Consider the following 25,243-nt stretch of genomic DNA (forward strand, 5'->3'; position numbering starts at 1 on the left):
ATTTGTTGCACGATCGGTGATAGCGCCTAGCGCGCCAGCCAGCCGCCGTCCACGGCGATGGTGTAGCCGTTGATATAATCCGATGCGGAGGAGGCGAGGAATACCGCCGGGCCTTTCAGGTCGGCGGGCAAACCCCAGCGGCCGGCGGGGATGCGTTCAAGGATTTCTTTGCTGCGTTCTTCATCCGCGCGCAGTTGCTGCGTATTGTTGGTGGCCATATAACCCGGCGCCAGGGCGTTCACATTGATATTATGCTTAGCCCATTCATTGGCCAACAGCCGGGTCACGCCCATCACCGCGCTTTTTGACGCGGTGTAGGAAGGAACCCGAATGCCACCCTGGAAGGAGAGCATGGAAGCGATATTGATAATTTTGCCGCCTTTGCCCTGCTTGATGAACTGACGGGCCACGGCCTGGGACATAAAGAACACGGTTTTGATATTGATGTTCATGACATCGTCCCAATTCTTTTCGCTGAATTCGATGGCATCTTCGCGGCGGATAATACCGGCGTTATTCACCAGGATATCTAGATGACCATATTCCTTCACCGCTTTTTCCACTATCGCGGGGATGCCGTCAGTTTTCATCAAATCGGCGGTCAGGCTCAGGAAACGACGGCCCAGTGCGGTGACTTTGGCGATGGTTTCTTCCGGATCGACAATATTGACACCGACGATATCGCAGCCTGCTTCAGCCAGGCCGATAGCCATACCCTGGCCCAAACCGGTGTCACAACCGGTGATCAGTGCCACTTTTCCTTTAAGATCAAATGTTTCTAAAATCATACCTTGCCTCATTGATGGCGACCAAACCCAGCCGCCAAGACATATCAAAAAAACGCCGGAACAGGCCGGCACGAAGGACGGTATTAGCGAATTTCGCTGACTTTGACGTGATCCATATCGTCAAATACCTGATTTTCGCCCACCATGCCCCAGATAAAGGTGTAGTTTTTCGTGCCGACGCCGGCGTGGATAGACCAGCTTGGCGAAATAACCGCCTGCTCGTTATGTACCAGCAAATGACGGGTTTGCTGCGGCTGACCCATCATATGGAATACCGCGGTTTCATCGTCCATGTCGAAATAGAAGTAGACTTCCATACGCCGTTCATGGGTATGACAAGGCATGGTATTCCACAAATTGCCTTCGGCCAGTTTGGTCAGACCCATGGTCAACTGACAGGTGGGCAATACATCGGGCACGATGAATTTATTGATGGTGCGCAGATTGCTGGTGGCGTTGTCGCCGATGGTTTGCGGCGAAGCCTCCGCCAGGGTGATTTTCCGGCTCGGATAAGTGGTATGTGCCGGGGCGCTGTTATAATAAAACTTGGCCGGTTTGGCGGCGTCCACGCTTGAGAATCGCACGTCCTTGGCGCCCATGCCGACATAAAGCGCTTCCTGATGGCCGATTTCATAGGTCTTGCCGTCCACCACGATAATCCCCGGGCCGCCGATATTGATAACGCCCAATTCCCGGCGTTCGAGAAAATAACTCACGCCCAGCTGTTTGCCCACTTCGCTGCCGATGCTTACCGTTTTCGCCACCGGTTTAATGCCGCCGACTATGATACGGTCGATGTGGCTATAGGTCATGGTGTAAGCATCGGCTTCAAAAATCTTTTCAATCAGAAATTGGCTGCGCAGCCCTTCGGTGTCCAGTTGTTTAGCGTGGTCACTGTGAATGCTTTGGCGGACTTGCATGATGGTAATGCCTCTCTATCAGAACATGTTAGGGAAGAGGGTATTCTCTCTATTGATATTGGAATCATAGAGCGAGAGGGATGCGAATTCAATAAAAATGAAATAATGTTTTATTTATTTTATGAGAGGGGTCATGATTTTGGCGCTTTCAGGTTTTCTTCCGGTCGCTATCCTCTACAATAGCGTAATACATGACTATTTTTTCTTTAAATGATGGCCCTTGGCTAGCGGGAGCGGTATGAAAACCTTTTTTATCGATGATGAAACACCTTGGGAAGTTATCGGCGACGGTGTAAAGCGCAAGGTCATGACCTGGAGCGATGATTTGATGATGGTCTGTGTCCATTTTGCCAAGGGGGCGGTCGGCATCCCCCATCGGCACGACATCCACGACCAGATTGCCTATGTGGCCGCCGGCAGTTTCGACGTGGAGATTGACGGGGAAAAACGGCGATTAAAAACCGGGGATGCCTATCGGGCGGTGAAACACCAGATGCATGGCGTGGTGGCCTTGGAAGATAATAGCGTGCTGATTGATACATTTACACCCAAACGGGCTGATTTTCTCTCATAACATCCTCTCGGTTTACGCTCCGCCCCGGCTGTCTCAGGGCGGATAGCGCCTCAAAGAATATGTTCAGCGGTCAGGTTCAGCAACGAGTCAAGCTTGGTATCGGCGACCACCCAGCGGGGATCGGCGCGGTAAGCGGGATCGGGCACCACGATGGAGCGCATGCGCGCCGCTTTGGTGGCAATCATGCCGTTAAACGAATCCTCAAGGGTGGAGCAGCGCTCAGGCAGCGCATCCAGCTTGGCCGCCGCCTGAAGATAGACTTCAGGGTGTGGTTTGCTGTAGGGCAGATGTTCCGCCGACGCGAGTTCGGCAAAATAATGGCGCAAGGCGAAAATCTCCAGCACGTTTTCGAGCATAAACAGCGGAGATGCCGAGGCCAAGCCGATCTTCAGCCCACAGTCCCGGGCGGTTTCCAAGGCTTGTTGCACCCCAGGCAGCAGCGGGCGCTGTTTATCTATCAGCATAACGGCGCGCTGGATTATCCGCAGGGTGACGTCGTCCAGCGAGACGTCTTGCCATGGGCTGGCCTGGTACCATAATTTCACCACTTGGTCGATACGCAATCCCAACGTATCCGGCAGATTTTCTCCATTGGCGGTATCCACCCCCATGGCGGCGAACACATCCAGCTCCGCCTGGTGCCAGAGGGGTTCTGAATCAATAATCAGTCCATCCATATCAAAAATCAGGGCTTCCTGCGGTATTGTTGTGGGCATTCCACATGCTCCTGTATGGCTAAAATATCAGTGAAACAGGGTAGCATTGTTCTCGAAAAAATGGGATGGCGATCGGTTGTAACAGATTCATCAAAAACAACGCAGCAAAAAAGGTAAATTATAGATAAACTTAAGCGTTCTGGTTGGCGTCGATTAACGAGGGGAGCACATGACGTATCAACAAGCTGGTCGCCTGGCCGTGATAAAACGGCTTGCGGGATGGATAATATTTATACCGGCTTTAATTTCCACACTGATTTCCATACTGAAATTCCTTTACCAGCATAGTGAGCAAAATAAAGGCATCAATGCGGTAATGGCCGATTTTTTCCACGTAATCATTGATATGATGCGTTTTAATACCTCTTTCCTGAATGTGTTTTGGTTCAATTCTCCTCAGCCGGTGTTTGATAATGGCTTTTTCTTCGGCAATATCGGTTTCTGGATAATTTATCTGTTGATTTTTGTCGGACTGGCATTACAGGCCTCCGGCGCCCGGATGTCGCGTCAGGTCCGGTTTATCCGCGAAGGGATTGAAAATCAAATGGTGCTGGAACGTGCGAAAGGGACGGAAGGCATTAGCCGTCCGCAGCTGGAGGAAAAAATTGTCATGCCGCGCCATACCATCCTGCTGCAGGTTTTTCCCCTGTACATTTTACCCATCATTATCGCCGTAGTGGGTTATTTTATCCTCAAACTGCTCGGCATGCTGTAACGGCAAAACCTTGTCCGGGGCGAATGATTCCCCGGGCTATTCATCATGGCTTAATACCCGATCCAGCGCCTGACCGGCAACGTTAATATGCTGGTCGCCGAACAAATTGGCACGGTTAAGCAAATAATAGAGCTGGTAAACAGGCTGCCGGCGGATAAAACCTCTATCCAGCGGCCAGATGCTCTGATAACCGTCATAAATTTGCGGCCGCAGCTCAGGATATAAAGGCAACATCGCCAAATCGCATTCCCGATCGCCCCAATAGCAGGCCGGATCGTATAAAAAGCTGCCGCCGGCGCTATTGGCGCAGTTATCGGGCCATAAATCACCGTGCAGCAGGGAGGGCTGCGGTTGATGCTCATGGAGCAACTCTTCTGTCCGGGCAATTATCCTGTCGATATCGCCGTAAATCAGCCCCTTTTCCGCCGCCAGCTGTAACTGCCATCCGATACGCTGTTCAGCAAAAAATATCGACCAGCGTCGCTGCCAGGCATTGGGTTGGGTGAGGGTGGATAGGTCATTATCAAAGTCAAGTCCGAACTGGGGCTGCTCGCTCCATTGATGCAGCTTCGCCAACTGTTGTCCGAGGCAATAGGCTCCATGGGCGTCAAAAGGTCGTTTCGCTATATATTCCATGATCAGAAAGCTATTATCCCGCTCGCTGCCGACGCCATAGATTTTCGGCACGCGCACGGTTTTACTGCGTCCCAACATGTCTAATTGATCCGCCTCATTGGTGAATTTTTGCAATAGTTCGCGGCTGTCGCTTTTTACGAAGATTTCATGGGAACCGTAGCGGAGATACCACGCGCGATGTAATTCTCCTCCCGGTAACTCCCTGCGTTCATGTATTTCATCACGGGTAAAATTCTCGGCCAGCATGTTGTCAATGGCGTGCCACATCGTCATTTCCCCCTAAGGTTGCTCTACCGATTAAAGTCCGAATCGCTTTACTGACTATAGTCGCATCGGCTTACCCGCCAATGATGGGGCGGCGACAGCTGATTGAACAAAACCGGTAACGCCTCGGCCGTTAATATCGGCTCGAACCGGGTTCAAAAGAGAAGGGCGCGCCAGGGAAACCCAATGTATCCCACTTAAGGGATTCTCACTGGTGGCGCTTGAAATGAGTGTTGGGGCTAAGCCCCACAATGTCAACAGATTATTGAGGGTCTTTGTACGTTTTTTGGCCGGGGCGGGCGGCTTTGATCGGTTTGCTTGAGCCCCGGCACACCCGCCCTATGGCGGCCCTCAGGCGGTAAGATCCTTGCGGAGATAGTCGTAAATGCGCAGTGTATCGTCCAGGGTGCATAGCCTGGTGCCCTTATGCAGGGTAGCCGCGCTGCCCGCCGCCACGCCGTAACGCGCCATATCCAGCAGATCGGCGCCTTCAGCCAGCTTCAGCGTCATGGCCCCCACCATACTGTCCCCGGCGCCGACGGTACTCATCTTTTTGACCGGCGGCGGCACTACCTGAAACACGCGATCTTTATCCGCGGCCAATGCCCCCTGCGGACCGAGGGAAACCACGACGCGCTCGGTTTTGCCCTGGGCGATAATCTCCAGAGCGGCTTGCCTTACCGCATCGGGATCGTCCAGATTACGCTTCACCAGCTCCGCCAACTCTTTCTGATTCGGCTTGACCAACGCAAGATTGCCGATATCCAAACAGGCCTTCAGGGCCGGACCTGAACTGTCGACGACGCAGCGCAGACCGCAGCGCTGGGCTTCACGCAGCAAATGCTGCAGATTTTCCACGCTGATGCCCGGCGGCAGGCTACCGCTGACAACGAACAGGGAATTTTTCGGCAAACCGGACAGCCGTTGTTCAAAAAGAGCGAATTCATCGTCTGTCAGATGCGCGCCGGGCATAACGAAACGATACTGCTCGCCGGTGCTTTCCACATGTACGTGAAGGTTCTGCCGGGTCCAGTCTTTGGTTTCGATGGCATCGGTGGTGATTCCTTCCGCCCTGAGCAGCTCGGTCAGATGGCGTCCGGTGGGGCCGCCAATGGGAAACAACGCCGTGGCGTCTCCCCCTAAATGCACAATCGCCCGCGCCACGTTAATACCGCCGCCGCCCGGTTCAAACAGCGGAGCGGTGCAACGCAACTTTCCTTCCGCATAAAGGCGGTCGGTCGTCGTGGCACTGTCCAGGGACGGGGCCAGGGTCAGGGTGGTTATCGGTATCATAATACTCTCCTTGCAACCAATGTGACCGCCAGCATAACACCCTTTGTAATCCGGCTCTTTAGGGTAAAAAGTCATTTACCGGTTTTTTAAAATAATGGCTAAAGATTTTTTGGCGGTGTCCGATATATCCGTAGACAACTAAGACGGGGGATGCCATGAGTGTAAAATCTGAACAACGTTGGAAGTGGATTAGTCTGCTTTTGCTGGCCGTGCTGGTGGGATTAACTGGCGTGTTATTCAAGACCAATGTGCCGATGTAACATTAAGGGTTAACATCGTTACAGGGTTGTTTGTTGCGGTAAATCCTAGAGTGGGATGTGATCCAACACATGTATTTGACGGGAAATAGGGTCTAAAAACTGATCCAGATCCTATTTTTTTAGCCGGGAAAGTCGTAGGATTATTCTTAAAAGATGTCAGGTAAATGTGAGGTTGTTATGGATTATTTCTATCGGTTAACACTGCCCAGCATAGTATTGATATGTATGGCTTTTTGGGTCGCTGTCGTTACTGCGTTGGTGTAAAAAACTCCATAATGACTAGCTGATTCCCACAAACCCGCTTCGGCGGGTTTGCTGCTTTATGGTGCAAGCAAAGATTTTTCACTTGACACCCACACTCACATGATAAAGAGCTGTTGAGCACGAATTAAGAGGATGTTAATCCTTTTGTGAAATCGCTAAAGTCCCGATCGTCTCATTAACATCTCTTACTTCTATTCCATCATGGCCGTTGGTAGAGAGTCTTTCCCGGCAATACGCCAAGAATATCCCTGCCTGTTTCAAGTAGCCGAGGATGACGATTTAACGCTTCGTTTATCTCTGTTTCGCTGAGTCTGTTGAGGTTATTTTTTTTAAGACAGATTGCCAACCGTATCATCACAAATACTAATCCATATTTTTCCGCCAATGGCGCGTTGCTTGAATATCGATCGGCCATTTTAAGTAAAATACCAAACTTTTCACTATCCAGCTCGGTTTTATAAATAGGAATGGTGAGAATATCACTTCCCTCCTGAAGATTATGTAACTTTATGGTGCTTGCGCCGGCAAATATTCGCTTTATTGCATCGCTTTGCGCCATCACCGCCTTCCTCCACTTAAGCAGCGCTGTGGCTATGGGGTTGTTGCCCACAAGGTGAAGGGGGAAATTTTCGCCATCATAGTAGCCTATATAGTGAGCAATGCCAGCCTGGTCATCTTGTCGGGGAATGATACAACCCAGCGCAATGGTGCCCAGGGGAAAAGGGGTATAGGGCTTTTGTCCGCTTTGCGTTAATTCTACAATCACAGTTTTTTTTAATTCGTCGGATAAATCTTTTTGTTGAAGCTGCAATGCTATGCATAATTGCTTTTCATGTGGACGCAAAGCGGTGAGAGAGAAATTTATTTCCTGGTATTCACGATAAATTTCCAGTAGCGGACGCAAGGACGTTCCCTTTACCGCAGCGACAAAATGGGAATAGTCAGGCTCTTTCAAATACGATGCTATGGCTTCGGTGATAGCCGGAATGCGATGGAAAATGTCCTGCGGACTGTTTTTCACTGCAATAGCCTCCCTGATGTGACGTTGCGGAGTATTCGATGAAATTGATAATTGCTGAATATTATTTACATAATTATTCGTTGTTTGTGCTGCTAATTTTATGGTGTCCATTATTTTCAACTCTTTTAGGAAAAAAATATTATATATAGAATTTATTTTTTTAAAACAGTGCTAGAAGTTGAAAAATCTCGGTGGAGGACAGACATAATAATATTAACGAAAATCTGATAATTTTAGCATGTTAAAAATGACCTCGGTTAGTGAGGCTCTACTATAATTAGAGAGAACATTTTATCGCACCGAATTTAATTGCCGGATGTAGCAGCCTAAAGGGTGGGTTGCAATGGGGTTAAACCGTCGATCTTAAGACCGGAAGTTTCATTTTATATGGCGTTATGTAGCTTCAATCTCACCCTGTATTTTTGCCAGATGAAGCTCATAATCTTCTTTAATGCTTGTAATATCCGTCACTTGCCGAGCAATGGCATGCTGCTGTTTTTGCGCATGCTTCCTGGCCTGCTCCTCTGGTCTGGCTGCACTATGCCTTATTCCGGCAGTGTGGCGGGTCGCCATGGAACGGGAAATGGTAGTTGAAAAATGGGCTTTGGTATTTTGCATATCGGCGTATAGGTTACAATTACACCACAAGTCATTACAATTCTTTCTTCCATATGTAAAACCTTTTTTATGAGTGAAATAATTATTTTTTTAAAATTTAATAAATTTCTAAAAATTTACTAAATTAAATTTGGCATAAAAATAATAACCAGAAATAAACGAAGCATGTAAATTTCAATTAAAAAATAATTATTTGTTTGAAAGAGATATTTTATGCGGTTGATATTATTTTTTGAAAATATAATTTATTATATTATTGAATATATTTATTGAATTTAATAATAATAAAAGCTCACATAAAGCCAGTGATTAACTTATGCGAGGAATTCGCAGGCAAGAACTTGATACCTGCATCAATAGAGTTAATAGCATTCAAAGCTTGAATGTTGGTGCTTCGCCTAGGCCAGTTTCCAGTGAAAGGCGTTCTGAAGGCGTTCTGAAGGCGTTCTGAAGCGTGAAGCCTTACCTCTCATATCTTCTGAAAAAAAAAGGTTGTGAACTGCGCGCTCGCCGGCAACTTCAGGCATCATCGCCAGCATTGATTTTTTTTTGTAGATAGCCCTAACATCAAGGTGTTACTATTCCGATAAGTTGTCGTGTCATTCAGCGGTGCATTTGAAAGCGGGTACGCCGCTGTGTATGTATTTCGTAAAGTATAACGAGATAGCACCATCAACACATTGATTTTATTAATGAATTAAGCCTTGTATGTGATCTTGCGTGTAAGTCAAAACTGCCGTTTCCCTCGATTCCTCGCTGTTTCAATCCGTAACCCTACCTCTTTGTCCTGCCTACAAAAAATCAGTTTTGTTGTTCCATCCCGTTTCAATCTAATCCTGTTTGTGCCATAAGATTTGTGTACCAAATCGTGTACCAAATTTATGGGGATAAAATGCCGCTCAATGATACTAAATTGCGGCGTATTGATGGAAAGCCCTACGACGGCCCGGAAGAATTGGCCGACGCCGGCGGATTATCTGTGCGCATAAGCCCGAAGGGAAATATCGCGTTCCAGTTTCGCTACCGTTTCGCCGGCCGGCCCGTTCGGTTGCGCCTTGGCATATACGGTAAAATCTCCTTGCGCGAGGCGCGGGAAGCAATGGAGCAATGCAAGAAATGGTTGGCGGAAGGACGTAACCCGGCCGCGATGATGCGAATGGCCAAAGCCGAGGCCGTTGCTTCGCCAGATATCAACATGCTTGTTGCTGAATGGCTGGATAGCCCTCCTGCGCTTAAGCTTGTTAAATACGATTACTGGAAGCGCATGCTGGCTTTGCACGTCACAGATCGGTACGGAAAGATGCTGGCGGATGAAATGGCCCCGACAGACTGGGAACAAATTTTCCGGCGTATCAACGACGGCGGTTCACCGGTGCAGGCAGGGAATGTGCTGGTCAAAATGAAGCAGGTGATCAGGTATGGGCTTCGGCGCCGGCGCATAACATCCTCTGCGCTATTACTGCTCGAGCTCAATGATGTAGGTAAATTGGCGCAGAACGGAGAACGCTTCCTGGATGATCAGGAAGTGGGAATATTTTGGCGGTCCGTGGGCAAAACCAAGATGAGCCAGCAGAATCAGCTTTTTGTCCGCCTGGTACTACTGACTGGGTGTCGTGGCGTAGAGTTACGTCTAGCGAAAAAAAAGGATTTTGACCTTGGTCGTCGCATCTGGACTATACGAAAAGAAATTTCAAAAACGAGAAGGGGATTTGTGCGCGGGCTCTCGGCCGCCGCGGTAGAGCTGCTGGAACAGGCGTTTTTAATCTATCCGGATTTTGAGATAGTTTTCCCGCCGGCGACGCTTCAAGTAGATCGCCCTATGTCTGCCAATGTCCTACTGTCGCTGGCCGACCAAGTTGGCGAAGTCATGAATATTACCGATTGGACAATGCACGACCTGCGCAGAACGTGTAAAACGCAGATGGCAAAATTAGGCGTTGCGCCCCATGTATCAGAAAAAATACTGGGGCACAAGTTGACTGGCATGCTGGCTGTGTATGACCAGCACGATTACGTTGAAGAACAACAGCAGGCCGCTGATTTGTGGGCCAGCCATATTCATTCCTGCTCATCAATAAGGCCCTGACGCTTACAGAATTTGATAACGTCGCTATACCGGTATTGCTCGCCACCTTTTGCCGGGTTGGTATCGGGCGCTGGATCCGGAAAGGGCGTACCGGCGGCGGCCCATTTCTGGCGTTTGCGCCAGAAAGTAGTCCGGGAAATACCGCCCAGCATCGCCTGGATTGTTTCCCGGTTTATCACCACCGGCTGAATGTGGACGTTAACTTTGCTCATCGGTTTTGCTCCAGCAGCCGGCAAACGTCGCCGGCGCAATATTGATTTTCGGGAATCAATTACACGACGCCGTCGGGAATACATGGCCCTGATCGCACGTTGAATTTCCATCCGGCCGGCGTTCGGTCGCTACCAGAGACGAGCCGCAGCGCGGGCAACGGCGGACAACCGGTGGCTCAAGCTTTTGTACGTAATCGGCCCGTAGTTGCAAAGTGCGTCCATCGGCTAATGTCCAAGAGATAATCCGGTCCTCCTTAACCAATTTTTCAGCAACAGCAGAGAGAGCCAGCGAGGTGACGTCAACCTTTTCACCAGTAAACTGCATGGCGCCGGCCGGGCCGCCCTTCATGGGTTTTGCTGAACCGGCAAAAATGGTCCCGGTAAGCGGCGATAAGCCGATGTGAATATTTTTGGCCATGGCTACATGTCCTCCGCCAGTTTTTCCACCCATTCGGGCGCGCACTGTGAACAGATGCCGGTGCCGGCGGCACGGTCCACTTTCACCCAATGGCAGGGTGTATCGTTCTCATTAACGCAGGCGTGATCGTCGTTGCAACCACATTTGATGCAGGTACAAACCTTAGGCGCGGGCATCGGCGCTCGGCGAGTCGTTTTCAGCTCTTCAAGCTTTCTATCGAGATAGTCGCAGCGGTGGCGCAGTCGTTGGGTCTCCCCATCTAGCGCCCTGTGTTCGTCATGCAGTTTTCTGTAAAAACGCACCAAGGCGTCGTAGGACGTGATTGGCTGTGCGTCGGGTAATTTGCGCAGCCACACTGCGGAGGGTCCGTCCTCGGTATCGTGGACAGAAACCAGGAACCAGCCTGTACCCTCGGGCGGTTTCGGGTTCCAGGCGCTGCAATCGCAGTCCAGGCTTTCCCATGCGACGGCCTCTGGGCTACCTGGCTCCAAATCGTCTTCCATGAGCCGCGCGACGCATTCGACGCCGTTGACCTCAAGCCACACATCGAATTCGACACGCAGCGCGTCTTCTTCCAGGTCCGGGATATAATCTGGATGTGACCACCAACCGTTTTCATCGCGCTGCGGCTTTACTGGCTGGATGCGTTCAATATTGGTTTCAGACATTGGTCTAGCCCTCCATCTGTGAGCGGAATGCATCAATTTCGTCAGCCACTTCATAGTTAGGAAATATCCCTACTTCAGGATCATTTTCCCTGCACGCATCAGCACAGCCATCCAACCAGTCAAAAATAAACTGCCTTGCACCTTCACTTAAATCATCCGGCACCCGGCTTGCTGCGGGCGGGGTGGTTCGCCCTAGAAGTTTATTAACTTCATTGGCCATGGAGTCGTATTTATCGATATGCCGAGTGGCTTCCAAGCACACTAACTGCATTTGATGCGCGTTTACCCTTTTAATAGGCTCAGCCTCCAGCGCGGCAAGGGCGATGCGGTAGATTTCCAGCTCAGCAATATGTGTCGGCTCTGGCGTTCTGTGTTTAGCTGCGTCTTCGTGCAGCTTAATAACGGCTTCGCAACGCTCCATTAGCGCTTTCTTATCCATGATTCACCGCCTTGTGGCCATGGGCTAATGCTGGCTGTTCGTGTTGTGTCGCTGGCGTGTACTGGTAACGGTCCAGGCTGGCAATAAAACGGATGCACATTGCAGCAGCTTGGATTGCTTCAGCCCTGACCTCATCCGGGCCTGATTTGTGCGGCTCATAGGTGGCCTGCAATACCGCCTTGCTCAGCTCTCCAACTTCCTCATCAAGAATTTTGCTGGCATGAATAGGGTCAGTGGGCCAGGTCGGGAATTTGCGAATGGCGCGTTCGAGCTCGGTGAGAATTGGGGTGAAAACAACGGGCACCGCGCTAACCGGTTGCATACCAGCGGCATTGATAATGGCCCTAACTATTTCAGCGGCGAATATCTCTCTTTGCTCATTTTCTTGGTCGACCAATCCGGTCACCAATTGCCAATAAATCGAATCACCTTCAAGGAATGGGGTATCGAGAATCTTGGCGGTATCCAGCAAGACAGATGCTACAGGCGCTCCGTTTATGATCGCCGCGCCACCCTTGGTACTGATATTCACGGAATATTCACCGGGAGATAAATCGGGATCGCTGTGGTTTGCGTTAATGCCGGTGACTGGCGCTGGCGGTGCATTCAGTGTCTCCAACGCAATACCGATCAATTTTTCCTGACAGATATCGGTCGGCAATTTTGCGATTATTTTGCTTTGCCGCTGAATATATTTCTCAGCGAATTCAATTAGCCGCGTTTTTTCATGCTCATTTAACGCATAAATTGAGGGCAGACACATGGTTGACACTACCGATGCGATGTAGAGTGCGGTTCCGTTTGGAGCGTGAACTTCATGCCATATACCGCAAAATTTAGTAAAATACCCCACCGGCTCACCCGCCAGCGCATCGCGCTGGGCGAGTTCTGCCTCTAAGCTATCGATTTTCGCATTCAAATTATCGATAGCCCTCACTTGGATTTTGTCTGCGTGATCCAGGGCGTCGATGTGGTCGAGTAATTTAGTCATCGTCACTCGTCCAAAAGTGCAATCCCATTTTGCACTAGTGCGTAATTTTTCAATTTCTTCTGGAGTTAAAGTTTTTCTCATAACGCCCCCGCGAATGCCTGCCCAGGAAGGTTGCGCAGCCGGCGGAATCCATTCCGCGCGGTGGCCACGTAACTGGCGTAACGGTTAACCACTTCGACGGTGATGATCATGCCGTCCACCTCCACGCGATATTCGGTGTGGACCTTCTGCAGGCCGTAATTGCCTAACTTGTCATGGTGTTCGGCCAATGCCGCCCGGCAAGCGCGCCGGGCGAGAGGTGATTTGGTGTCACGGATGATTAATTTCATTCGAGCGACTCCAGGCCGATGCGCTGAAACTCGATGCCAATATCGCCCAGGAACGCCAATTTCTTTTCCACCAGGGCGAGCCGATGCTCAAGATTGTCCAGCGCGATCAGGGGGAGGGGCGGCGCTTCCTGCTGCGCATCATTACTTTCGCCCGCCGGCAGTTGAGGGCTATTTTTGCCTTCAGGACTATCCGTCTTTTCCATCTGCACATTGCCGGTGTTCTCCGTATTGGGAGCGTGCTCTACCTCTTCCACGCCACCGGCAAACGACACATCAAGATATTCATTAAAAGTCATCTCAACGTATCCGCTTGCGAGGAGCGCACGCAGTTTCACCGGGTTATAAATCTGGCGGCATTTCCCGGTGCTCGGGTTTTTCAGGTAGAAGGGGCCTTCGCGTTCCGGCACTTCCAAATCAACGGAAAATCTAACGTCGCCCAGGCTTTTGACTTCTGGCTGGGCGGCCGGGCTGGCGGTGGCGAAAACAGGGCTATCCAGCAACGGATCCTCGCCAGCTATGGTGTCAATAGTGGTGGGGAGTTCGCCACGCAGACGCGCATCAATCCATGTCTGGTGTGACGTCGGGAAATGGTAGAGATCGGGTTTACCGTCCCGGATGAGCGGGAAAATCGTTGCCCGGGGATACGTCAGGATGTCGGGCACCTGGCGCAACTTCTGGCTCCATTGCCGCCAGGGTTCCTCCCGTTTTTCCACCATTTCTTTAGCGCGGCGCGCAATCGGCCCGGGGATTTCGTGAATATCAAAATCCATGGGAAGCAGAGCGCAGGCGATCTCAATATCCAGCGAGTCGAGCGTGAACGGAAACCCGGCTGGCCGGTCCAGTTTGGGCGCCGCGGCGTGCGGCGGATTGTGTTTAGCAACCCATTTTGCCGTTACGTCCATCCGGTTCGGCCTATCATCGCCGGGGATGGCATAGTTGTGCGCCTGCATCCATTCCTCGGCAAACGATAGAATATGGCCCAACTCCGGAGACTTGCCAGTTTCTGGCCAGACGGCTTTGATAGCCGCGATCAAATCAAAGAGCGTTTCCGGGAAGCAGTGGCGCAACTGTGTGATGTTGCCCAAAGCCAGTAAAACGTTTTGGGGGTAGGTGGCGTCCATATCCATCTGCAGGCGGTTCACTTCACCTATTTGTTCAGGCGTCAAAAATTTGAACACGCCGAACAGCCAGGCGCCCAGCGTGCGTTGATAGAAATTCGCATCATTGGCTGTGATGACTGTCGGCGCCGCTTCCTGTTTTGCGCCCTCGTTTAAGGGCGCTGTGGCGGCCGGTTGTTCCGGGGGCGCCGGCGGCGCGACGACGATTTTGCGGAATGTTTTGCCGTCTTCCGCCAGTTCGTACCGATCGCACCAGGTGTCATCGAGCACAAACTCTGTCGGCAAATCATCGAAGACCGGAAAGTCCGTACGGACGGGTAACTGGTAATCGGCACCGCGGCCGGTGGCGATGTCGTTATCTTCCAGAATGTTCATGATTTCCCGCTCGGCGCGGGAATCGGACTTGCTTTCGAACCAGCAGAACAGGCTTTTCTTTTCAGATTTGGCCCGGCCCTTAATGAGAAACGAATATGTAGACATTTGGTGTTCCTATGATTATTGGTCAAAACTCGTTGTGTTATTACGTTCAGCTATTTTCATTTGCTCGATTTGATATTGGATATCTCCATTAAGTGGCATATTTCTTTTATGCCACTTAACATGACATTTTTTGCATAGCCACATTATTTCTAATGGTTTGCCGTAATCACGGTGGTGCGCCTCCGGACGACATTCAACGTTACAAAGCTGACACCGGTTAGGCTTAATAACCTTCCCGTCTCTAAGCGCGTTACTGATATGGCAATGCGCTTTTCTTTTTAATGGGTTATTATAAATAAATTTTTTCTTAGCCTTATTTATTGAATTACGCCCATTTTCTGTTTTTTGATAAGCTTCCCTTGCCGCTACTCTATTAGGGTTTTTTGCCCGATTGCGATCGTATTCCCTATATGCCTCAAGATTAAAACTACGATATCTATTGGCATCCGCTCTCGCACAATCCTTGCATTTATTAAGATGCCCATCAGCCATTTCCTTGTGGCAATAAAATTCTGTAATAGGTTTAATCAATTTGCATTTGTTGCATTTTTTAACTGATTGCATAAATGAAATTCCGGCCATATTGCAAACCTAATGGGGCGAATGGTATGTCGTCGTCAAAATCCATCGGCGGTTCGTTTTGCGCCGCTGCATGTTGCGTTGCCGCTTGCTGCAGGCGTGAATTAGGAACGCCATTTTGTGCGGCCGCAGTTTGCGCAGTGTAAGGATTTACAGGCTGTCCCCATCCACCCCCGGCAGGACCGGAATGTTGCGGCGTTCTCTGACGGTCGTCCTTATCTTTCATGGATAATTCAAGCGCGGCGATATCTTCCGCCGGGGCATTTTCCGAATACTCGGCATAGGTCTTTCTCGTTCCCGGCTGGAAAACATTGCGGATCTCGAATCTATAACCGTCCGAGCCATCAGTTGTTTTCGTGTACAAAACCTTCTGCAGGAAGAGCCCTACTTTTTTGTTAACCAGACTAGGGCAATGCCATTCCGGTCCTTGCTCGCCTTGCACCTGAGCTGGCTCCAGTTTTTTGACGCCGGCTGCAAACATCAATGCGTAAACCAGTCCAGCGCCGAACGTAGATTGCCCGTCTTTGCCTATAAAATTGATGCGCAGGTAGTTGGCTTTCAATCCGTTAGAATCGAAGCTCAATTCCAACGCCTGTGACTTACTGCCATCACGACCAAAGGTGTAAATAGCCGCGGTAATTACACCCTCATAAGCGCCGGTTTCGCTGATGCCGCTGGCTGCGCCAGCCTTCTTAGCCATTTCGGCGCCTTCGGGGTTCCATACAAAGTTCATTGGTTGGTTCATGATTTCCTCACAGTTCAGTCATAAATTCAGTAATGGCGACGTCGACCGCTTTTAAGTCGTTGTCGATTTCGGTCATGCCCGGGAACAGGTCGGGCGGCGCTTTGGCGGTGTCGTTGTCATCGCCCTTGATTAAAAAAACGTGCTTCCCGTCTTTCTTGATGGCGCGCAGGACGATAGAGAAATAGCCTTCCGGGGTAAGCTTCTCATTAAGCATTTTGCCGGTGGTTTTCATCCGGACTTTTCCTTCCACTTCTTCTGTGTGGGCGAGGAAATACACTCGATAGCCATCCGGCAGTTGGGTGGCCGCGGTGATGATGCGCCAGATGTGATCGGCCATTTCGGTGAATTTCCCGTATCCGGTCTGGTAAGCGCGCATCATATTTTCGTGCTGCATGACGGTCTGGAAATCATCAATGATCAGGACCTGGCGTGTCTTCGAAAGCACCATCCGGTTGATGGTGTCCTGGACCTGTTCCCAGTCATCCATACGCAGAACGTTACCGCGCTGCTTTGTGCCATCCGGCAACAGCTTTCCGTGCAGGTGCCAGCCGGTGGCGCGGAACGGCAAAATCTTGGGTATGCACTGCAGCAAGATCACTTCATCCGGTTTGAAGTTGCGCAGGCTGTACGACTTGCCGGCGCCGGAATCGCCCAGGATAAGAACGGGAGTGCCCATATCAGGCCCCCAGCCAATGGCGAATGGTGAACTGCAGGTCTTCGTCCAGGTCGCTGGTGCTCAGCAGCCAGCGCAGATATTGCGGGTCGATAACGGCGATTTCGGAAAACAACTTGCCCTTATGCTTGCCGAAACGCATGGTGTGCAGCAGGGACGGGGCGTTGGAGATTTCGCGCATCTGGCGCATGGTCCACTTCGCCAGGCTGCCCATATAAATCAGCAGTTCGGCCGTGACGTAGCAGTCATAGAGCGCCCGGTGGGCATGCAGGCCGGCGGGCAGCGCGGGCTTTAAGCCAAGGCGATAACGCAGATATTGGTTACCGTGGCTCTCGAACTCCGGATAAAGCTTCCTGGACAGCTTCAGCGTGCAGATCCAGGGCGCGGTGATTTGGGGCAGCTTTGACTGGTCAAATTTGGCGTTGTGCGCAACGTATGCATCCGCGCCCAGGTAGCGGCCGATGACTTCACGAATCGTCGGAGCGGCGGATACCATTTCTTCGGTGATGTGATGAATGGACATCGCTTCAAAACTGATAGGCTCGCCCGGGTTAACGAAATCGTTCATCGGATTACAGATAACGCCGTTGACGATATCGACGCTGGCAATTTCCACCACGCCGCCCTCGAGGCTTGTTGTCTCAGTATCAATTACACGCAACATATTCCCTCCCGGTCCGGGCATCGTTGATTGCTTCGAATGCGGCGAGCTGGTGCGCCAGCTCATCCAGTTCCCGAGGCGTCACGCCGTTACGCAGGCAGAGCAGGGCGATCAGCACCATGATATCGCTGTTCATGAAATCCTCCGGCGCGGCTTAGGGACCTGTTCGGGGTGGCGAGCGAAATAGCTTTTTGCGCAATCGCTGTCAGCGCAAAAATGGACGAAACGGACATCGCGATAAAATGCGATCACGCGGGTGATGCAATCTGCTTTCGCCCGCAGCGCGTTGCAGTTCGTGCAACGTACGGCGTCGAGGTGCTCGGTAGCGGACTGCAGGAATATGCTTTCTTCAAAGCTGCCGGCGATGCCACGGATATCGATGTACTCTACAAACGTTTCTTCGTGGCCGTCCGGGAACTGCATGGCGCCGCGGCGAATGAATTCGACAACGTACGCGCCCAGCTTTAGCTTTGCGCCGGCCGGCAGCTCTGCGAGGCGTTCCCGGGTTATTGTTTGGTATGGCTGCATGGTGGCATTTCCCTCCAACAGGTTGTAGAATCCCCTTAGCCAGTGAATGCGCCTTTGGGTGTGGTTATTGGTCAAAACTCGATTCCGTCATTGCTTTGGTCGGCAATTTCGGCGTAAGGCCCGCTTCGGCGGGTTTTTGCGTTATTGGGGCGGCTGTTCGTCTATCTGATGCATAACGCCGTCGACCGGATAGCAGGCACCATCAATGCGCTGCTCATACGCAGCCTGGTGGCAAGCCGCTTCAGACTCGTACACATCGACCACCGCGTCGGTGCAGGCGCCATGCGTACTGCAAATGCTGATAACCAGTGCGAATAACGTATTCATTGAACCCTCCGCAGCGCCTGGCCCAATTTGACCAGCGCTTCTCGCCACATTTTTTCATCACCCAAAAACCGGGCGATAACCGCTTTGTTGCGCGCAGCGGCGGCCATGGCCGCTTTGCCCTTCATTTCAGCCACCAGACCATCATCCCCAGCGCGATATAAGCCACTGTCATGATGAGCATCAGGATGGACAGGGACCGCCAGCCGTTGCGGCTCATGACTGCAACCCATGGATGAGCTCGATGATTTCGCCTGGTTTCTCTTTCACTTCCAGGCATTCGCCTGAATAGAGCGAAACGACCGAATTGATGCCTGACAAAATGATTTCAATGCGGTCCGCATTGATAAAAACAGGTTCTAACACCGTGATCGGCGCGCCGGGCAGTTGCTCGTTTGTGCCAACATTGCACTGGTGAAGCATGATGAATTTAGGCATATACCCTCTGGCCGTTGTCGCCCGGCTGGCGGAACATTGTTTTGACCTGCTGCGCGTTTGTGTCTGCCATCTCATCCGGTGGTTCGTGTGCCGCCGGCAGCTACTGCGTGGGCGTCCTGCCTGGATGACTCGTTGCTGCGTTGGAAGTTATTAAACACAATGTTTATAATAATGTCAACTAAATGAGTTTAAATATGCATGACAAGCTATGCGACGCTTTTTCTGGCGGCATATAGGCTGAATGGGATGGGGGGATTTCAGGCACAAAAAAACCCGCGCGGGGCGGGTTATGGGAAAGGTCTCTTGTTAATGGAGTATTTTATCAATGCCGGGGATAGCTACCACGGCAGCAATGAGAGCCAAGAAAGCCAACACAGAGCCGATCATCCATTGCATTGTAGAAACTGAGGATTTTAGACCATCAATTTGTCCAGATAAACCGTCTCGCATTCCTTCAATTTTTCCAGACAAACCATCTTTTGTCCCGGTGACTTCTCCTCTAAATCCAGTGATGTCACCTTTTATATCTGCCAGGGTCGTGGTTAGGGATGAGAACTGCTGTGTTTGAAAGGAACGGAATTCTGCCATTTCTTGGCGCATAGAAGCGGCAACCGATTCGACTTCGGCCTTGTTTTGACCTAGCTTGGCATCAAGTTCAGTTCTAGTCATATCAGACATTCCATCACCTTCGCCATTACCGCTACCATGTGAAAGATTATGGGGGTCGGTGGTTGTTTTTGCAACATCTCCATCGCTTAGAGGAAAAGGGTAAAGATTACTCATTTTACTGTCTCCTCATCATGGGAAACAAAGAAGAAACAGTCCTTTTGATCAATTGGCTCGCCTGTTTTATCGCCATTTTCAGAATGATAGATTTTGACGATTACGCGATATAAACCATCTTCATCGAGGTTTAAAGAACTGGCAAACATGGAATAAATATTAAGTTGCAGGTAATTTTTAGTCTGATCTGCAAATAAAAGATCCATTTTCCCTGATTTAGTAGGATTACTTATAATAGATTTTTCTTCGTGCTGGATATCAATCTCAGTAAAATACATACCAACAGACCTAAACATTATTCCGGCGGTGATAACCATAAGGTGCCTGGTACCTTTTTGGTTCAATTTTATCGAGATACCAGGTAGATAAGTTCCATTTGCAGCCATGCCTGCTCGGATAAGGGTAGGATAAACGAAAAATATTTTTTCTGGTTCCATTTTTATTGTTTCCTCACCTAGATTCTATTTCCTTCAGATTTGAAATTGCTGAAATATTGTTTTTTGTAGCAGAATATCGTTTAGATGGTCTCAATTACTCGTTTGCTGGTTTATATCTTCCCCGCAGATACTTTTCCATGTACTCATCCAGCTCTTTCAGCCGGAGCTGAAACAGGTCGATCATGCGGTCCTGTTCGGTATCGGGGAGCTGGCGAAACAGTTCAAGCATCTTATGCTCGCGGGGCTTAAGGCCGTTTTCTTCGTCAACCTCTTCACCCAATAACCAGCCGACAGAAACACCAAGTGCATCAGACAGTTTCAGAACAGAGCTTTTGCCAACGGTTCCTCGAGAAAACCAATTGTTGACTGATTGCGGGCTGACGCCAGCGATGCGGGCCATCTCAGCCTTAGAGATACCCTTCAACTCCATCAGTTCGCTTAGTCGCTTTATCTGCGGATGATCTGTCTGGTGATTATTTTCTTTCATGCTGTGAGTTTAAACCAAAAGTTTACATCGTAGAAATCTCATAAAGTTGACATTTATATAAACATATTGTTTAATCTCGATGTCTACCCATGGGAGTGAAGTATGAATGCATTAGATAAGGCCATACGCAAAGCGGGTAATGCCAGCCGGTTGGCCGAAAAACTCGGACTTTCACCGATGGCCATAAGTCATTGGAAGAACCGTTATAACGGCGTAATTCCATCAGACCACGTTTTCCCGATTTTTCATTTAACCGGTGTAACTCCTCATGAGCTACGCCCAGACCTTTACCCCAATTCAACCGACGGGGTCCCTCAGCCACAACAACAGGAGTCATAACGATGCGCGCTAGATCATTGAATAATAGCAACTTCAATCTGGGCAATGTGATTTGTTGCAATCAGAAACCAGCAGTCAAAAGCATCAGTAGTGATGACGTCACGCATGAGAAATTGCGCCGCGCCGTTCGCGCCTGGGCTGCCGGCTGGCGCAGCAAAGAAGCCGTGGCCGCTGAAATAGTCGCAGCCTGTCATGATCTGGGCGGCGAGGGTTTCGGCTTCCATGAAAACCATTCACGCAACGCCCAGAAGATTTTTCGCTGGATAGATGGCGATTCGCCGCGGTACCGACGCTATGTCACCGCGTTGGCACCGTACATTCTCGACGTCCTGCCGCTCGATTTTCGAGCCGGTCTTGCCGAACCGGATGAGCGCCTTGCACGCGTTGCTGTGGCGACAAAAGAGTGCGCCGAAGCTCATAGGGCTGTCTTGCTGGATGCGCCGGGCAAAGAGATTGAGAAGGAAATCATGGAAGGCATCGAGTCGCTTGTGCGCCTGGCGCCGCCCGACCGGTGGGGCGCGGTGATGGCCAGCGCCGCGGTGAAGTTCAGAAAGTGCTTTTAATCGAGTTTTGACCAAAGACCATACGAGGAAACCATCCAATGAGTTGGGAATCCTTTATCGAAAAGAATGTCCGCGAAGCCCTGGTCAAGCAGGGCTACACCCCGGCAATTGCGCAGGTGGGGGCAGACGAAGCTATCGCCCTCTATCGGCGCATGTCACAGGGCAGCGGGAAAGGGCGCATCTATGACGACGTGCTCAGGCATGCGCGTTTGTGGGCAGAAAAATACGGCCTGCCGGCAAGAAAGCAAAAGCCCAAAGCGGCAATTGCACCGCGCCGGCGCCAATAAATAAACAACAGGGGATCCAATGGAAACTTTACTGGATGTCATCGGGAAGATGGAAAAGGCGACCACGCGGGACATCGCCGTCCGAATGCAGATAGATATTCGCCCCGCGCTTGAAATGCTGCGCGAACACGAAGACCTTGGGAAAATCTGTCAGGTGAAGGGTCTTTGGCAATTGCCGATTGCCGAAATACCTGTTTCTGCACCAATTCCCTTGCAACGTATTGAACAAGTAGCGATTACGGCCAATAACCTCATTACAATTATTACCCGCGAAGGGCCGCAAACTGCAGAGAGTTTGGCGCAGATGACTGGCGCAACCGCCAGGCGGATAGCCTCAACTCTCGCAGTAGCCACCAACCGGGGCCAGGTCTTGCGCCGGAACGACAATGGAAAATTTTATTACTGCCTACCTAAACAGCCACCGGTGCAACCGGACGATGATCCCGATACGCTCCCTGGCTTTTTCGAGCTGCCGCCGATAGAAATCACGGCAAAAATTCCGGACGAGCAACCAACCGGTCCGGGCGAGCGCGAAGCTGAATTCATGAAATCAATTCCCGTTTTCGTTAAACCCTCTACGAGCATAGAGGTCCCGACGTTGCGTGAGCTCGGGAAGGAAATATCGCGCACAAAAAACCGGTTTGTGCGTCTGGAAAAATGCCGGGCAGCACTGCGGGTACTGAATAATTACAAGAGCACGTTGACGGCAATGACGACCGAGCCGGCGCCATCCGTTGACGCTAAGGATGGCGAGCGGTGAATACAGCAGAAATACTCAACTTCCCTGATCGTCAGGATCAGTTCAGGAGCAACAGGATGGAGAACCAGAAGACCGGTTATATCCCGTTGTACCGAAGTATCAAGAAGAAGCTATGGGCCAAAGACGTTTACCTTCGCGCTCTCTGGGATAACCTGCTTTTGGATGCCGCAAGACAGCCTTATACAGCGGTTTTCAAAGGTAATTCATGGAAACTTCAACCCGGTCAACTGGTCGTTACCTCAGATGATTTGGGGCTGGCATTATGCGATAGAAAAGGGATCCCAACGGGGCGCCATGCAGTCGAGCGCATGCTGGCGTTTTTCGTTAAGGAAAAAATGATTCTGGTACAAACCGTACACAGAAAAGGAACGCTGATCACCATCCTGAATTACGCCGAATATGCCGAAAAAATAGGCAATTTACCCGAGCATAACACCGCGCATATCAGCGAGCATAACAAACCCAGTGATGACGCGGCCTCAGAGGGTGATGCCGCGCATAACGGCGAGCACAACACCGCGCACCATGAACAAGAAGGTAATAACAAGAATAAAAAGATCTCTTCGTCGGAGAATTCTGACGAATTCCCCAACGACGTTACAGAAAAATTTCTATCGAGGCATCCTGACGCCATCGGCGGGATATATACACCCGCTGGCAAACTGTGGGGAACGGCTGACGACCTGAAAACCGCCAAGTTTATCTTTGGCAGGGTGTTGATAATCAACTCCACCGTCAAAGATCCAAACTGGCCGGACTGGGCCAACGAAGTCCGCCTGATGCGGGAGATTGATGGCCGAACCCTGTCGGAAATCTGTTCTTTGTACGACTGGGCCAGCCGACATTACTTCTGGAAAAGTAACATCCTGAGCCCCGACAAACTGCGTAAGCAGTGGAACACATTGACCATTCAGAAATCCCAACAGCCCAACCCACCCCAAGCTCGCCCAGCTAAGGCTGAACTCGATTGGTATAACCGCGACTGGGCCGACTCATTACCGCCGGGGACCCTATGAAAACACTCCAGCAAGCGATACATGAGCGCGACAGCGGCGCGCTGCAGAGCATGATGCCGGCCGATAACCCGCCAGTGAGCAGCCTGGACGCCGTGGACCTGTTCAACGAGCTGTTCCGCCAGCTGCGTGCCGTGATGCCGGCCATCGATGCGACCATCAGCGACCAGGCGCAACTTAACGAATTACGCAGGCAGTGGACGCAGGCTTTTCGTGAAAACGGTATCCGCACCATCGCCCAGATTAACGCCGGCATGGCCATGGCCCGCCAGCAGGAAAAGCCGTTCCTGCCGTCGCCCGGGCAGTTCATCGCCTGGTGCAAAGTTGGCGCCCTTAAGCAGGCCGGCCTGCCGGATGACGAGGGCCTGGTCACTATGGTGCTGGTGTATGCCCGTAAACGCAGCCAGTACGAGACAGCCGAATCCTATTCTTGGACCAGCCATGCCGCGTACTGGATGGTTACCCGGTTATACGACGGAATGCGCAGCGGGAACTGGAGCGTGCTGGAGCTGCGGCGCGAGGCGCGTCGGGAATTAAACCTCATGGCGCGCCGAATTGAGGTGGGCGAAATCATCCCGGCACCGGTGGCGCAACTCCCGTTGAGCACATCCGGCCCGCCTTTATCGAAGGAAAAAGGACTGGATAAAATCGCGGAAATTCGAAAGAAATTCAATCTCCGCCAGGGTAATTAACCATCAATCGAGATTTGACCAATGACCGCACTATCAACGAAAGAACGTGTTTTACGCTACATCAAGCGCAACGAAGGCAAGACGGCGGGCGAGATTTATCGCGCACTTGGTTTGAGCGATTCCGCAGTTCATGAAGCCGTGAAGCGGCTCAAAGAGGCGGGGATCATTTGCGTAAAAGGCACCGGCGCTAATAACGGGCAAAGGCTTTACGTGGTGATTTCTGGTGACGAGCCATCAGCCGAATATGGCGTTAATCGCATGGTGGATTTTTTCAACCGCCGCGTTTCTCAAGTTAGGGAAGGGGGCGAACATGCCGAATAATACCGATCCGAAAGTCGTTGTCAGGGTTTCAATCCAGGGCGACGTCAAAGAGGTATTCATTGGCGAAGTGACTATCGGCATGCGTTCTGACATATCGAACGTCAAGATGACCGAAGGTTACGAGAAAACCGTTCGTACGGCATGCGTGGCAGCGATTGATAAAATCGATCGCGCTTTCACTCAGGCGGCAAATGACTTATGAAAAATCCGCCAATTCTTGATATGTGCTGCGGCGGGCGCGCCTTCTGGTTTGACCATGATGATGACCGGGCCGTATTCGTCGATAACAGGGCCGAAAGCCATACACTTTGTGACGGCCGGGCCCTGGAGATTCGCCCTGACCTGATAGCCGATTTTCGCCATCTTCCTTTCGCCGATTCCACTTTCAGCCTGGTGGTGTTTGACCCTCCGCATATGGCCCGCGCAGGGGGGGGTAGTTGGATGAGAGCAAAATACGGTGTGCTGAATAAGGAGACATGGCAGGCGGACCTGCGCGCCGGATTTTGTGAGGCGTTCAGGGTGCTGCGGCCCGGCGGCGTACTGATATTTAAATGGAACGAAACACATATTTCGGTGAGTCATATTCTCGCGCTGACTGACCATAAGCCGGTGGTGGGGCATAAGTCCGGCAAGAGGTCAGACACCCATTGGCTGACCTTTCTCAAGGACGAATCTACAGCAAAACCCGAATCCGATCCCCTGCTGGCATACGCCACCAGACGCATTATCGAACTCGAGGCCTTACTCATGCCGGAGGTGCCGGATACAGTCTGGCCCGCCGAGGTTCATTTCCTCTTTGATCA

37 protein-coding genes and 1 pseudogene are annotated in these 25,243 nt (G+C 51.0%); 12 read left to right on the forward strand and 26 right to left on the reverse strand.

Going from position 1 to position 25,243, the window contains the following annotated elements:
• Window positions 1–26 precede the first annotated feature (26 nt).
• Together kduD and kduI are read right to left on the reverse strand one after the other, a co-directional pair.
• Window positions 27–788 carry a 2-dehydro-3-deoxy-D-gluconate 5-dehydrogenase KduD gene (kduD, locus tag HB631_RS24515; RefSeq protein ID WP_213993803.1) on the reverse strand — a complete coding sequence of 254 codons (762 nt, stop codon included), beginning with the start codon at window positions 786–788 and terminating at the stop codon, window positions 27–29.
• Between the two features lie 83 nt (window positions 789–871).
• On the reverse strand, window positions 872–1,708 hold the full coding sequence (gene kduI, locus HB631_RS24520) for a 5-dehydro-4-deoxy-D-glucuronate isomerase (protein WP_213993804.1): 837 nt from the start codon (window positions 1,706–1,708) through the stop codon (window positions 872–874).
• A gap of 238 nt (window positions 1,709–1,946) precedes the next feature.
• On the opposite strand from kduI, the gene HB631_RS24525 reads away from it, so the two are divergent.
• Entirely contained in the window at window positions 1,947–2,282 is a 336-nt protein-coding gene (locus HB631_RS24525; protein WP_213993805.1) for a cupin domain-containing protein, read from the forward strand.
• A gap of 50 nt (window positions 2,283–2,332) precedes the next feature.
• Here HB631_RS24525 and hxpB read toward each other — a convergent pair whose 3' ends face one another.
• Entirely contained in the window at window positions 2,333–2,998 is a 666-nt protein-coding gene (hxpB, locus tag HB631_RS24530) for a hexitol phosphatase HxpB (RefSeq protein WP_213993806.1), read from the reverse strand.
• A 169-nt stretch (window positions 2,999–3,167) separates the two neighbouring features.
• Between hxpB and HB631_RS24535 the strand changes: the two genes are divergently transcribed.
• Window positions 3,168–3,713 (forward strand): YniB family protein, encoded by a 546-nt coding sequence (locus tag HB631_RS24535; RefSeq protein ID WP_213993807.1) that lies wholly within the window; start codon window positions 3,168–3,170, stop codon window positions 3,711–3,713.
• Between the two features lie 36 nt (window positions 3,714–3,749).
• Here HB631_RS24535 and HB631_RS24540 read toward each other — a convergent pair whose 3' ends face one another.
• The 4 genes from HB631_RS24540 to HB631_RS24555 all read right to left on the reverse strand — a co-directional run bounded on the left by HB631_RS24540 (window position 3,750) and on the right by HB631_RS24555 (window position 8,069).
• Window positions 3,750–4,616, reverse strand: a complete 867-nt coding sequence (locus HB631_RS24540) for a fructosamine kinase family protein (RefSeq protein ID WP_213993808.1) — start codon at window positions 4,614–4,616, stop codon at window positions 3,750–3,752.
• Between the two features lie 348 nt (window positions 4,617–4,964).
• Entirely contained in the window at window positions 4,965–5,906 is a 942-nt protein-coding gene (gene pfkB / locus HB631_RS24545) for a 6-phosphofructokinase II (RefSeq protein WP_213993809.1), read from the reverse strand.
• Window positions 5,907–6,629: 723 nt separating this feature from the next.
• A complete protein-coding gene (locus HB631_RS24550) occupies window positions 6,630–7,562 on the reverse strand; it encodes a hypothetical protein (protein ID WP_213993810.1) in 933 nt (310 codons plus the stop codon).
• A 282-nt stretch (window positions 7,563–7,844) separates the two neighbouring features.
• Window positions 7,845–8,069, reverse strand: coding sequence for a hypothetical protein (locus HB631_RS24555; RefSeq protein ID WP_213993811.1), 225 nt, complete (start codon window positions 8,067–8,069; stop codon window positions 7,845–7,847).
• A gap of 892 nt (window positions 8,070–8,961) precedes the next feature.
• On the opposite strand from HB631_RS24555, the gene HB631_RS24560 reads away from it, so the two are divergent.
• Window positions 8,962–10,155 carry a site-specific integrase gene (locus HB631_RS24560; RefSeq protein ID WP_213993812.1) on the forward strand — a complete coding sequence of 398 codons (1,194 nt, stop codon included), beginning with the start codon at window positions 8,962–8,964 and terminating at the stop codon, window positions 10,153–10,155.
• On the opposite strand, the gene HB631_RS24565 is transcribed toward HB631_RS24560, so the two are convergent.
• The 19 genes from HB631_RS24565 to HB631_RS24655 all read right to left on the reverse strand — a co-directional run bounded on the left by HB631_RS24565 (window position 10,128) and on the right by HB631_RS24655 (window position 20,465).
• Window positions 10,128–10,367, reverse strand: coding sequence for a hypothetical protein (locus HB631_RS24565; RefSeq protein ID WP_213993813.1), 240 nt, complete (start codon window positions 10,365–10,367; stop codon window positions 10,128–10,130). The two genes, HB631_RS24560 and HB631_RS24565, sit on opposite strands and share 28 nt — an antisense overlap.
• A 55-nt stretch (window positions 10,368–10,422) precedes the next feature.
• Window positions 10,423–10,785, reverse strand: a complete 363-nt coding sequence (locus tag HB631_RS24570; protein WP_213993814.1) for a hypothetical protein — start codon at window positions 10,783–10,785, stop codon at window positions 10,423–10,425.
• A gap of 2 nt (window positions 10,786–10,787) precedes the next feature.
• Window positions 10,788–11,453: a hypothetical protein gene (locus tag HB631_RS24575; RefSeq protein ID WP_213993815.1), complete on the reverse strand. Its 666-nt coding sequence runs from the start codon at window positions 11,451–11,453 to the stop codon at window positions 10,788–10,790.
• A 4-nt stretch (window positions 11,454–11,457) separates the two neighbouring features.
• The gene (locus HB631_RS24580) at window positions 11,458–11,892 is read right to left on the reverse strand and encodes a hypothetical protein (protein ID WP_213993816.1); all 435 of its coding nucleotides are present in this window, start codon (window positions 11,890–11,892) and stop codon (window positions 11,458–11,460) included.
• Window positions 11,885–12,964, reverse strand: coding sequence for a hypothetical protein (locus HB631_RS24585; RefSeq protein WP_213993817.1), 1,080 nt, complete (start codon window positions 12,962–12,964; stop codon window positions 11,885–11,887). Before HB631_RS24585 ends, HB631_RS24580 begins: the two co-directional genes overlap by 8 nt.
• Window positions 12,961–13,212 carry a DUF4060 family protein gene (locus HB631_RS24590; RefSeq protein WP_213993818.1) on the reverse strand — a complete coding sequence of 84 codons (252 nt, stop codon included), beginning with the start codon at window positions 13,210–13,212 and terminating at the stop codon, window positions 12,961–12,963. Before HB631_RS24590 ends, HB631_RS24585 begins: the two co-directional genes overlap by 4 nt.
• Complete coding sequence (locus tag HB631_RS24595) at window positions 13,209–14,810, reverse strand: RecE family exodeoxyribonuclease (RefSeq protein WP_213993819.1); 1,602 nt, start codon at window positions 14,808–14,810, stop codon at window positions 13,209–13,211. Before HB631_RS24595 ends, HB631_RS24590 begins: the two co-directional genes overlap by 4 nt.
• A 15-nt stretch (window positions 14,811–14,825) precedes the next feature.
• Window positions 14,826–15,374 (reverse strand): hypothetical protein, encoded by a 549-nt coding sequence (locus HB631_RS24600; RefSeq protein WP_213993820.1) that lies wholly within the window; start codon window positions 15,372–15,374, stop codon window positions 14,826–14,828.
• The gene (locus HB631_RS24605; protein WP_213993821.1) at window positions 15,361–16,134 is read right to left on the reverse strand and encodes a hypothetical protein; all 774 of its coding nucleotides are present in this window, start codon (window positions 16,132–16,134) and stop codon (window positions 15,361–15,363) included. The genes HB631_RS24600 and HB631_RS24605 overlap by 14 nt, the downstream gene beginning before the upstream one ends.
• A 7-nt stretch (window positions 16,135–16,141) precedes the next feature.
• Window positions 16,142–16,810 carry an AAA family ATPase gene (locus HB631_RS24610; protein ID WP_213993822.1) on the reverse strand — a complete coding sequence of 223 codons (669 nt, stop codon included), beginning with the start codon at window positions 16,808–16,810 and terminating at the stop codon, window positions 16,142–16,144.
• Window position 16,811: 1 nt separating this feature from the next.
• Window positions 16,812–17,471: an exodeoxyribonuclease X gene (gene exoX, locus HB631_RS24615; RefSeq protein WP_213993823.1), complete on the reverse strand. Its 660-nt coding sequence runs from the start codon at window positions 17,469–17,471 to the stop codon at window positions 16,812–16,814.
• Window positions 17,455–17,604, reverse strand: coding sequence for a hypothetical protein (locus HB631_RS24620; protein WP_213993824.1), 150 nt, complete (start codon window positions 17,602–17,604; stop codon window positions 17,455–17,457). Before HB631_RS24620 ends, exoX begins: the two co-directional genes overlap by 17 nt.
• Window positions 17,601–18,071 carry a hypothetical protein gene (locus tag HB631_RS24625; RefSeq protein WP_255557275.1) on the reverse strand — a complete coding sequence of 157 codons (471 nt, stop codon included), beginning with the start codon at window positions 18,069–18,071 and terminating at the stop codon, window positions 17,601–17,603. Before HB631_RS24625 ends, HB631_RS24620 begins: the two co-directional genes overlap by 4 nt.
• Window positions 18,072–18,137: 66 nt before the next feature.
• Window positions 18,138–18,323 carry a DUF1482 family protein gene (locus HB631_RS24630; protein WP_213993825.1) on the reverse strand — a complete coding sequence of 62 codons (186 nt, stop codon included), beginning with the start codon at window positions 18,321–18,323 and terminating at the stop codon, window positions 18,138–18,140.
• Window positions 18,320–18,448: a host cell division inhibitory peptide Kil gene (kil, locus tag HB631_RS24635; RefSeq protein WP_255557278.1), complete on the reverse strand. Its 129-nt coding sequence runs from the start codon at window positions 18,446–18,448 to the stop codon at window positions 18,320–18,322. Before kil ends, HB631_RS24630 begins: the two co-directional genes overlap by 4 nt.
• 88 nt (window positions 18,449–18,536) lie before the next feature.
• On the reverse strand, window positions 18,537–18,758 hold the full coding sequence (locus HB631_RS24640; protein WP_213993826.1) for a flagellar FlbD family protein: 222 nt from the start codon (window positions 18,756–18,758) through the stop codon (window positions 18,537–18,539).
• 306 nt (window positions 18,759–19,064) lie between these two features.
• The gene (locus HB631_RS24645; RefSeq protein WP_213993827.1) at window positions 19,065–19,541 is read right to left on the reverse strand and encodes a hypothetical protein; all 477 of its coding nucleotides are present in this window, start codon (window positions 19,539–19,541) and stop codon (window positions 19,065–19,067) included.
• Window positions 19,538–19,978: a hypothetical protein gene (locus tag HB631_RS24650; protein WP_213993828.1), complete on the reverse strand. Its 441-nt coding sequence runs from the start codon at window positions 19,976–19,978 to the stop codon at window positions 19,538–19,540. Before HB631_RS24650 ends, HB631_RS24645 begins: the two co-directional genes overlap by 4 nt.
• A 94-nt stretch (window positions 19,979–20,072) precedes the next feature.
• Window positions 20,073–20,465: a helix-turn-helix domain-containing protein gene (locus HB631_RS24655; RefSeq protein ID WP_213993829.1), complete on the reverse strand. Its 393-nt coding sequence runs from the start codon at window positions 20,463–20,465 to the stop codon at window positions 20,073–20,075.
• Window positions 20,466–20,567: 102 nt separating this feature from the next.
• Between HB631_RS24655 and HB631_RS24660 the strand changes: the two genes are divergently transcribed.
• The 9 genes and pseudogenes from HB631_RS24660 to HB631_RS24700 all read left to right on the forward strand — a co-directional run.
• Entirely contained in the window at window positions 20,568–20,804 is a 237-nt protein-coding gene (locus HB631_RS24660; protein ID WP_213993830.1) for a YdaS family helix-turn-helix protein, read from the forward strand.
• Between the two features lie 2 nt (window positions 20,805–20,806).
• Window positions 20,807–21,367, forward strand: coding sequence for a toxin YdaT family protein (locus HB631_RS24665; RefSeq protein ID WP_213993831.1), 561 nt, complete (start codon window positions 20,807–20,809; stop codon window positions 21,365–21,367).
• Between the two features lie 38 nt (window positions 21,368–21,405).
• The gene (locus HB631_RS24670; protein ID WP_213993832.1) at window positions 21,406–21,654 is read left to right on the forward strand and encodes a hypothetical protein; all 249 of its coding nucleotides are present in this window, start codon (window positions 21,406–21,408) and stop codon (window positions 21,652–21,654) included.
• A gap of 19 nt (window positions 21,655–21,673) precedes the next feature.
• Window positions 21,674–22,414, forward strand: a complete 741-nt coding sequence (locus HB631_RS24675; protein ID WP_213993833.1) for a DUF1627 domain-containing protein — start codon at window positions 21,674–21,676, stop codon at window positions 22,412–22,414.
• Window positions 22,411–23,430, forward strand: coding sequence for a replication protein (locus tag HB631_RS24680; protein WP_345945733.1), 1,020 nt, complete (start codon window positions 22,411–22,413; stop codon window positions 23,428–23,430). The genes HB631_RS24675 and HB631_RS24680 overlap by 4 nt, the downstream gene beginning before the upstream one ends.
• Window positions 23,427–24,119 (forward strand): replication protein P, encoded by a 693-nt coding sequence (locus HB631_RS24685; RefSeq protein ID WP_213993834.1) that lies wholly within the window; start codon window positions 23,427–23,429, stop codon window positions 24,117–24,119. Before HB631_RS24680 ends, HB631_RS24685 begins: the two co-directional genes overlap by 4 nt.
• 21 nt (window positions 24,120–24,140) lie before the next feature.
• Window positions 24,141–24,440, forward strand: coding sequence for a MarR family transcriptional regulator (locus tag HB631_RS24690; protein WP_213993835.1), 300 nt, complete (start codon window positions 24,141–24,143; stop codon window positions 24,438–24,440).
• Window positions 24,430–24,642, forward strand: coding sequence for a hypothetical protein (locus HB631_RS24695; protein WP_213993836.1), 213 nt, complete (start codon window positions 24,430–24,432; stop codon window positions 24,640–24,642). Before HB631_RS24690 ends, HB631_RS24695 begins: the two co-directional genes overlap by 11 nt.
• Window positions 24,639–25,109, forward strand: a pseudogene (locus HB631_RS24700) (class I SAM-dependent methyltransferase); the annotation flags it as partial. The gene HB631_RS24695 and the pseudogene HB631_RS24700, both read left to right, overlap by 4 nt.
• Window positions 25,110–25,243: the final 134 nt, after the last annotated feature.

The organism is Sodalis sp. dw_96 (assembly GCF_018449575.1).
In the GTDB taxonomy this organism is placed as follows: Bacteria; Pseudomonadota; Gammaproteobacteria; order Enterobacterales; family Enterobacteriaceae; genus Acerihabitans.

Coding starts and splice junctions, on each gene's coding strand:
- HB631_RS24590 (WP_213993818.1), bottom strand. CDS start 13,212: ATGAAATTAATCATCCGTGACACCAAATCACCTCTCGCCCGGCGCGCT.
- HB631_RS24535 (WP_213993807.1), top strand. CDS start 3,168: ATGACGTATCAACAAGCTGGTCGCCTGGCCGTGATAAAACGGCTTGCG.
- HB631_RS24575 (WP_213993815.1), bottom strand. CDS start 11,453: ATGTCTGAAACCAATATTGAACGCATCCAGCCAGTAAAGCCGCAGCGC.
- HB631_RS24585 (WP_213993817.1), bottom strand. CDS start 12,964: ATGAGAAAAACTTTAACTCCAGAAGAAATTGAAAAATTACGCACTAGT.
- HB631_RS24620 (WP_213993824.1), bottom strand. CDS start 17,604: ATGAACAGCGATATCATGGTGCTGATCGCCCTGCTCTGCCTGCGTAAC.
- HB631_RS24630 (WP_213993825.1), bottom strand. CDS start 18,323: ATGAATACGTTATTCGCACTGGTTATCAGCATTTGCAGTACGCATGGC.
- HB631_RS24555 (WP_213993811.1), bottom strand. CDS start 8,069: ATGCAAAATACCAAAGCCCATTTTTCAACTACCATTTCCCGTTCCATG.
- hxpB (WP_213993806.1), bottom strand. CDS start 2,998: ATGCCCACAACAATACCGCAGGAAGCCCTGATTTTTGATATGGATGGA.
- kil (WP_255557278.1), bottom strand. CDS start 18,448: ATGAAGGGCAAAGCGGCCATGGCCGCCGCTGCGCGCAACAAAGCGGTT.
- HB631_RS24610 (WP_213993822.1), bottom strand. CDS start 16,810: ATGGGCACTCCCGTTCTTATCCTGGGCGATTCCGGCGCCGGCAAGTCG.
- HB631_RS24525 (WP_213993805.1), top strand. CDS start 1,947: ATGAAAACCTTTTTTATCGATGATGAAACACCTTGGGAAGTTATCGGC.
- HB631_RS24560 (WP_213993812.1), top strand. CDS start 8,962: ATGCCGCTCAATGATACTAAATTGCGGCGTATTGATGGAAAGCCCTAC.
- HB631_RS24665 (WP_213993831.1), top strand. CDS start 20,807: ATGCGCGCTAGATCATTGAATAATAGCAACTTCAATCTGGGCAATGTG.
- HB631_RS24660 (WP_213993830.1), top strand. CDS start 20,568: ATGAATGCATTAGATAAGGCCATACGCAAAGCGGGTAATGCCAGCCGG.
- HB631_RS24685 (WP_213993834.1), top strand. CDS start 23,427: ATGAAAACACTCCAGCAAGCGATACATGAGCGCGACAGCGGCGCGCTG.
- HB631_RS24670 (WP_213993832.1), top strand. CDS start 21,406: ATGAGTTGGGAATCCTTTATCGAAAAGAATGTCCGCGAAGCCCTGGTC.
- pfkB (WP_213993809.1), bottom strand. CDS start 5,906: ATGATACCGATAACCACCCTGACCCTGGCCCCGTCCCTGGACAGTGCC.
- HB631_RS24645 (WP_213993827.1), bottom strand. CDS start 19,541: ATGAGTAATCTTTACCCTTTTCCTCTAAGCGATGGAGATGTTGCAAAA.
- HB631_RS24580 (WP_213993816.1), bottom strand. CDS start 11,892: ATGGATAAGAAAGCGCTAATGGAGCGTTGCGAAGCCGTTATTAAGCTG.
- HB631_RS24595 (WP_213993819.1), bottom strand. CDS start 14,810: ATGTCTACATATTCGTTTCTCATTAAGGGCCGGGCCAAATCTGAAAAG.
- HB631_RS24655 (WP_213993829.1), bottom strand. CDS start 20,465: ATGAAAGAAAATAATCACCAGACAGATCATCCGCAGATAAAGCGACTA.
- HB631_RS24570 (WP_213993814.1), bottom strand. CDS start 10,785: ATGGCCAAAAATATTCACATCGGCTTATCGCCGCTTACCGGGACCATT.
- HB631_RS24550 (WP_213993810.1), bottom strand. CDS start 7,562: ATGGACACCATAAAATTAGCAGCACAAACAACGAATAATTATGTAAAT.
- HB631_RS24600 (WP_213993820.1), bottom strand. CDS start 15,374: ATGCAATCAGTTAAAAAATGCAACAAATGCAAATTGATTAAACCTATT.
- HB631_RS24605 (WP_213993821.1), bottom strand. CDS start 16,134: ATGAACCAACCAATGAACTTTGTATGGAACCCCGAAGGCGCCGAAATG.
- HB631_RS24650 (WP_213993828.1), bottom strand. CDS start 19,978: ATGGAACCAGAAAAAATATTTTTCGTTTATCCTACCCTTATCCGAGCA.
- kduD (WP_213993803.1), bottom strand. CDS start 788: ATGATTTTAGAAACATTTGATCTTAAAGGAAAAGTGGCACTGATCACC.
- HB631_RS24540 (WP_213993808.1), bottom strand. CDS start 4,616: ATGTGGCACGCCATTGACAACATGCTGGCCGAGAATTTTACCCGTGAT.
- kduI (WP_213993804.1), bottom strand. CDS start 1,708: ATGCAAGTCCGCCAAAGCATTCACAGTGACCACGCTAAACAACTGGAC.
- exoX (WP_213993823.1), bottom strand. CDS start 17,471: ATGTTGCGTGTAATTGATACTGAGACAACAAGCCTCGAGGGCGGCGTG.
- HB631_RS24690 (WP_213993835.1), top strand. CDS start 24,141: ATGACCGCACTATCAACGAAAGAACGTGTTTTACGCTACATCAAGCGC.
- HB631_RS24695 (WP_213993836.1), top strand. CDS start 24,430: ATGCCGAATAATACCGATCCGAAAGTCGTTGTCAGGGTTTCAATCCAG.
- HB631_RS24565 (WP_213993813.1), bottom strand. CDS start 10,367: ATGAGCAAAGTTAACGTCCACATTCAGCCGGTGGTGATAAACCGGGAA.
- HB631_RS24640 (WP_213993826.1), bottom strand. CDS start 18,758: ATGCCTAAATTCATCATGCTTCACCAGTGCAATGTTGGCACAAACGAG.
- HB631_RS24675 (WP_213993833.1), top strand. CDS start 21,674: ATGGAAACTTTACTGGATGTCATCGGGAAGATGGAAAAGGCGACCACG.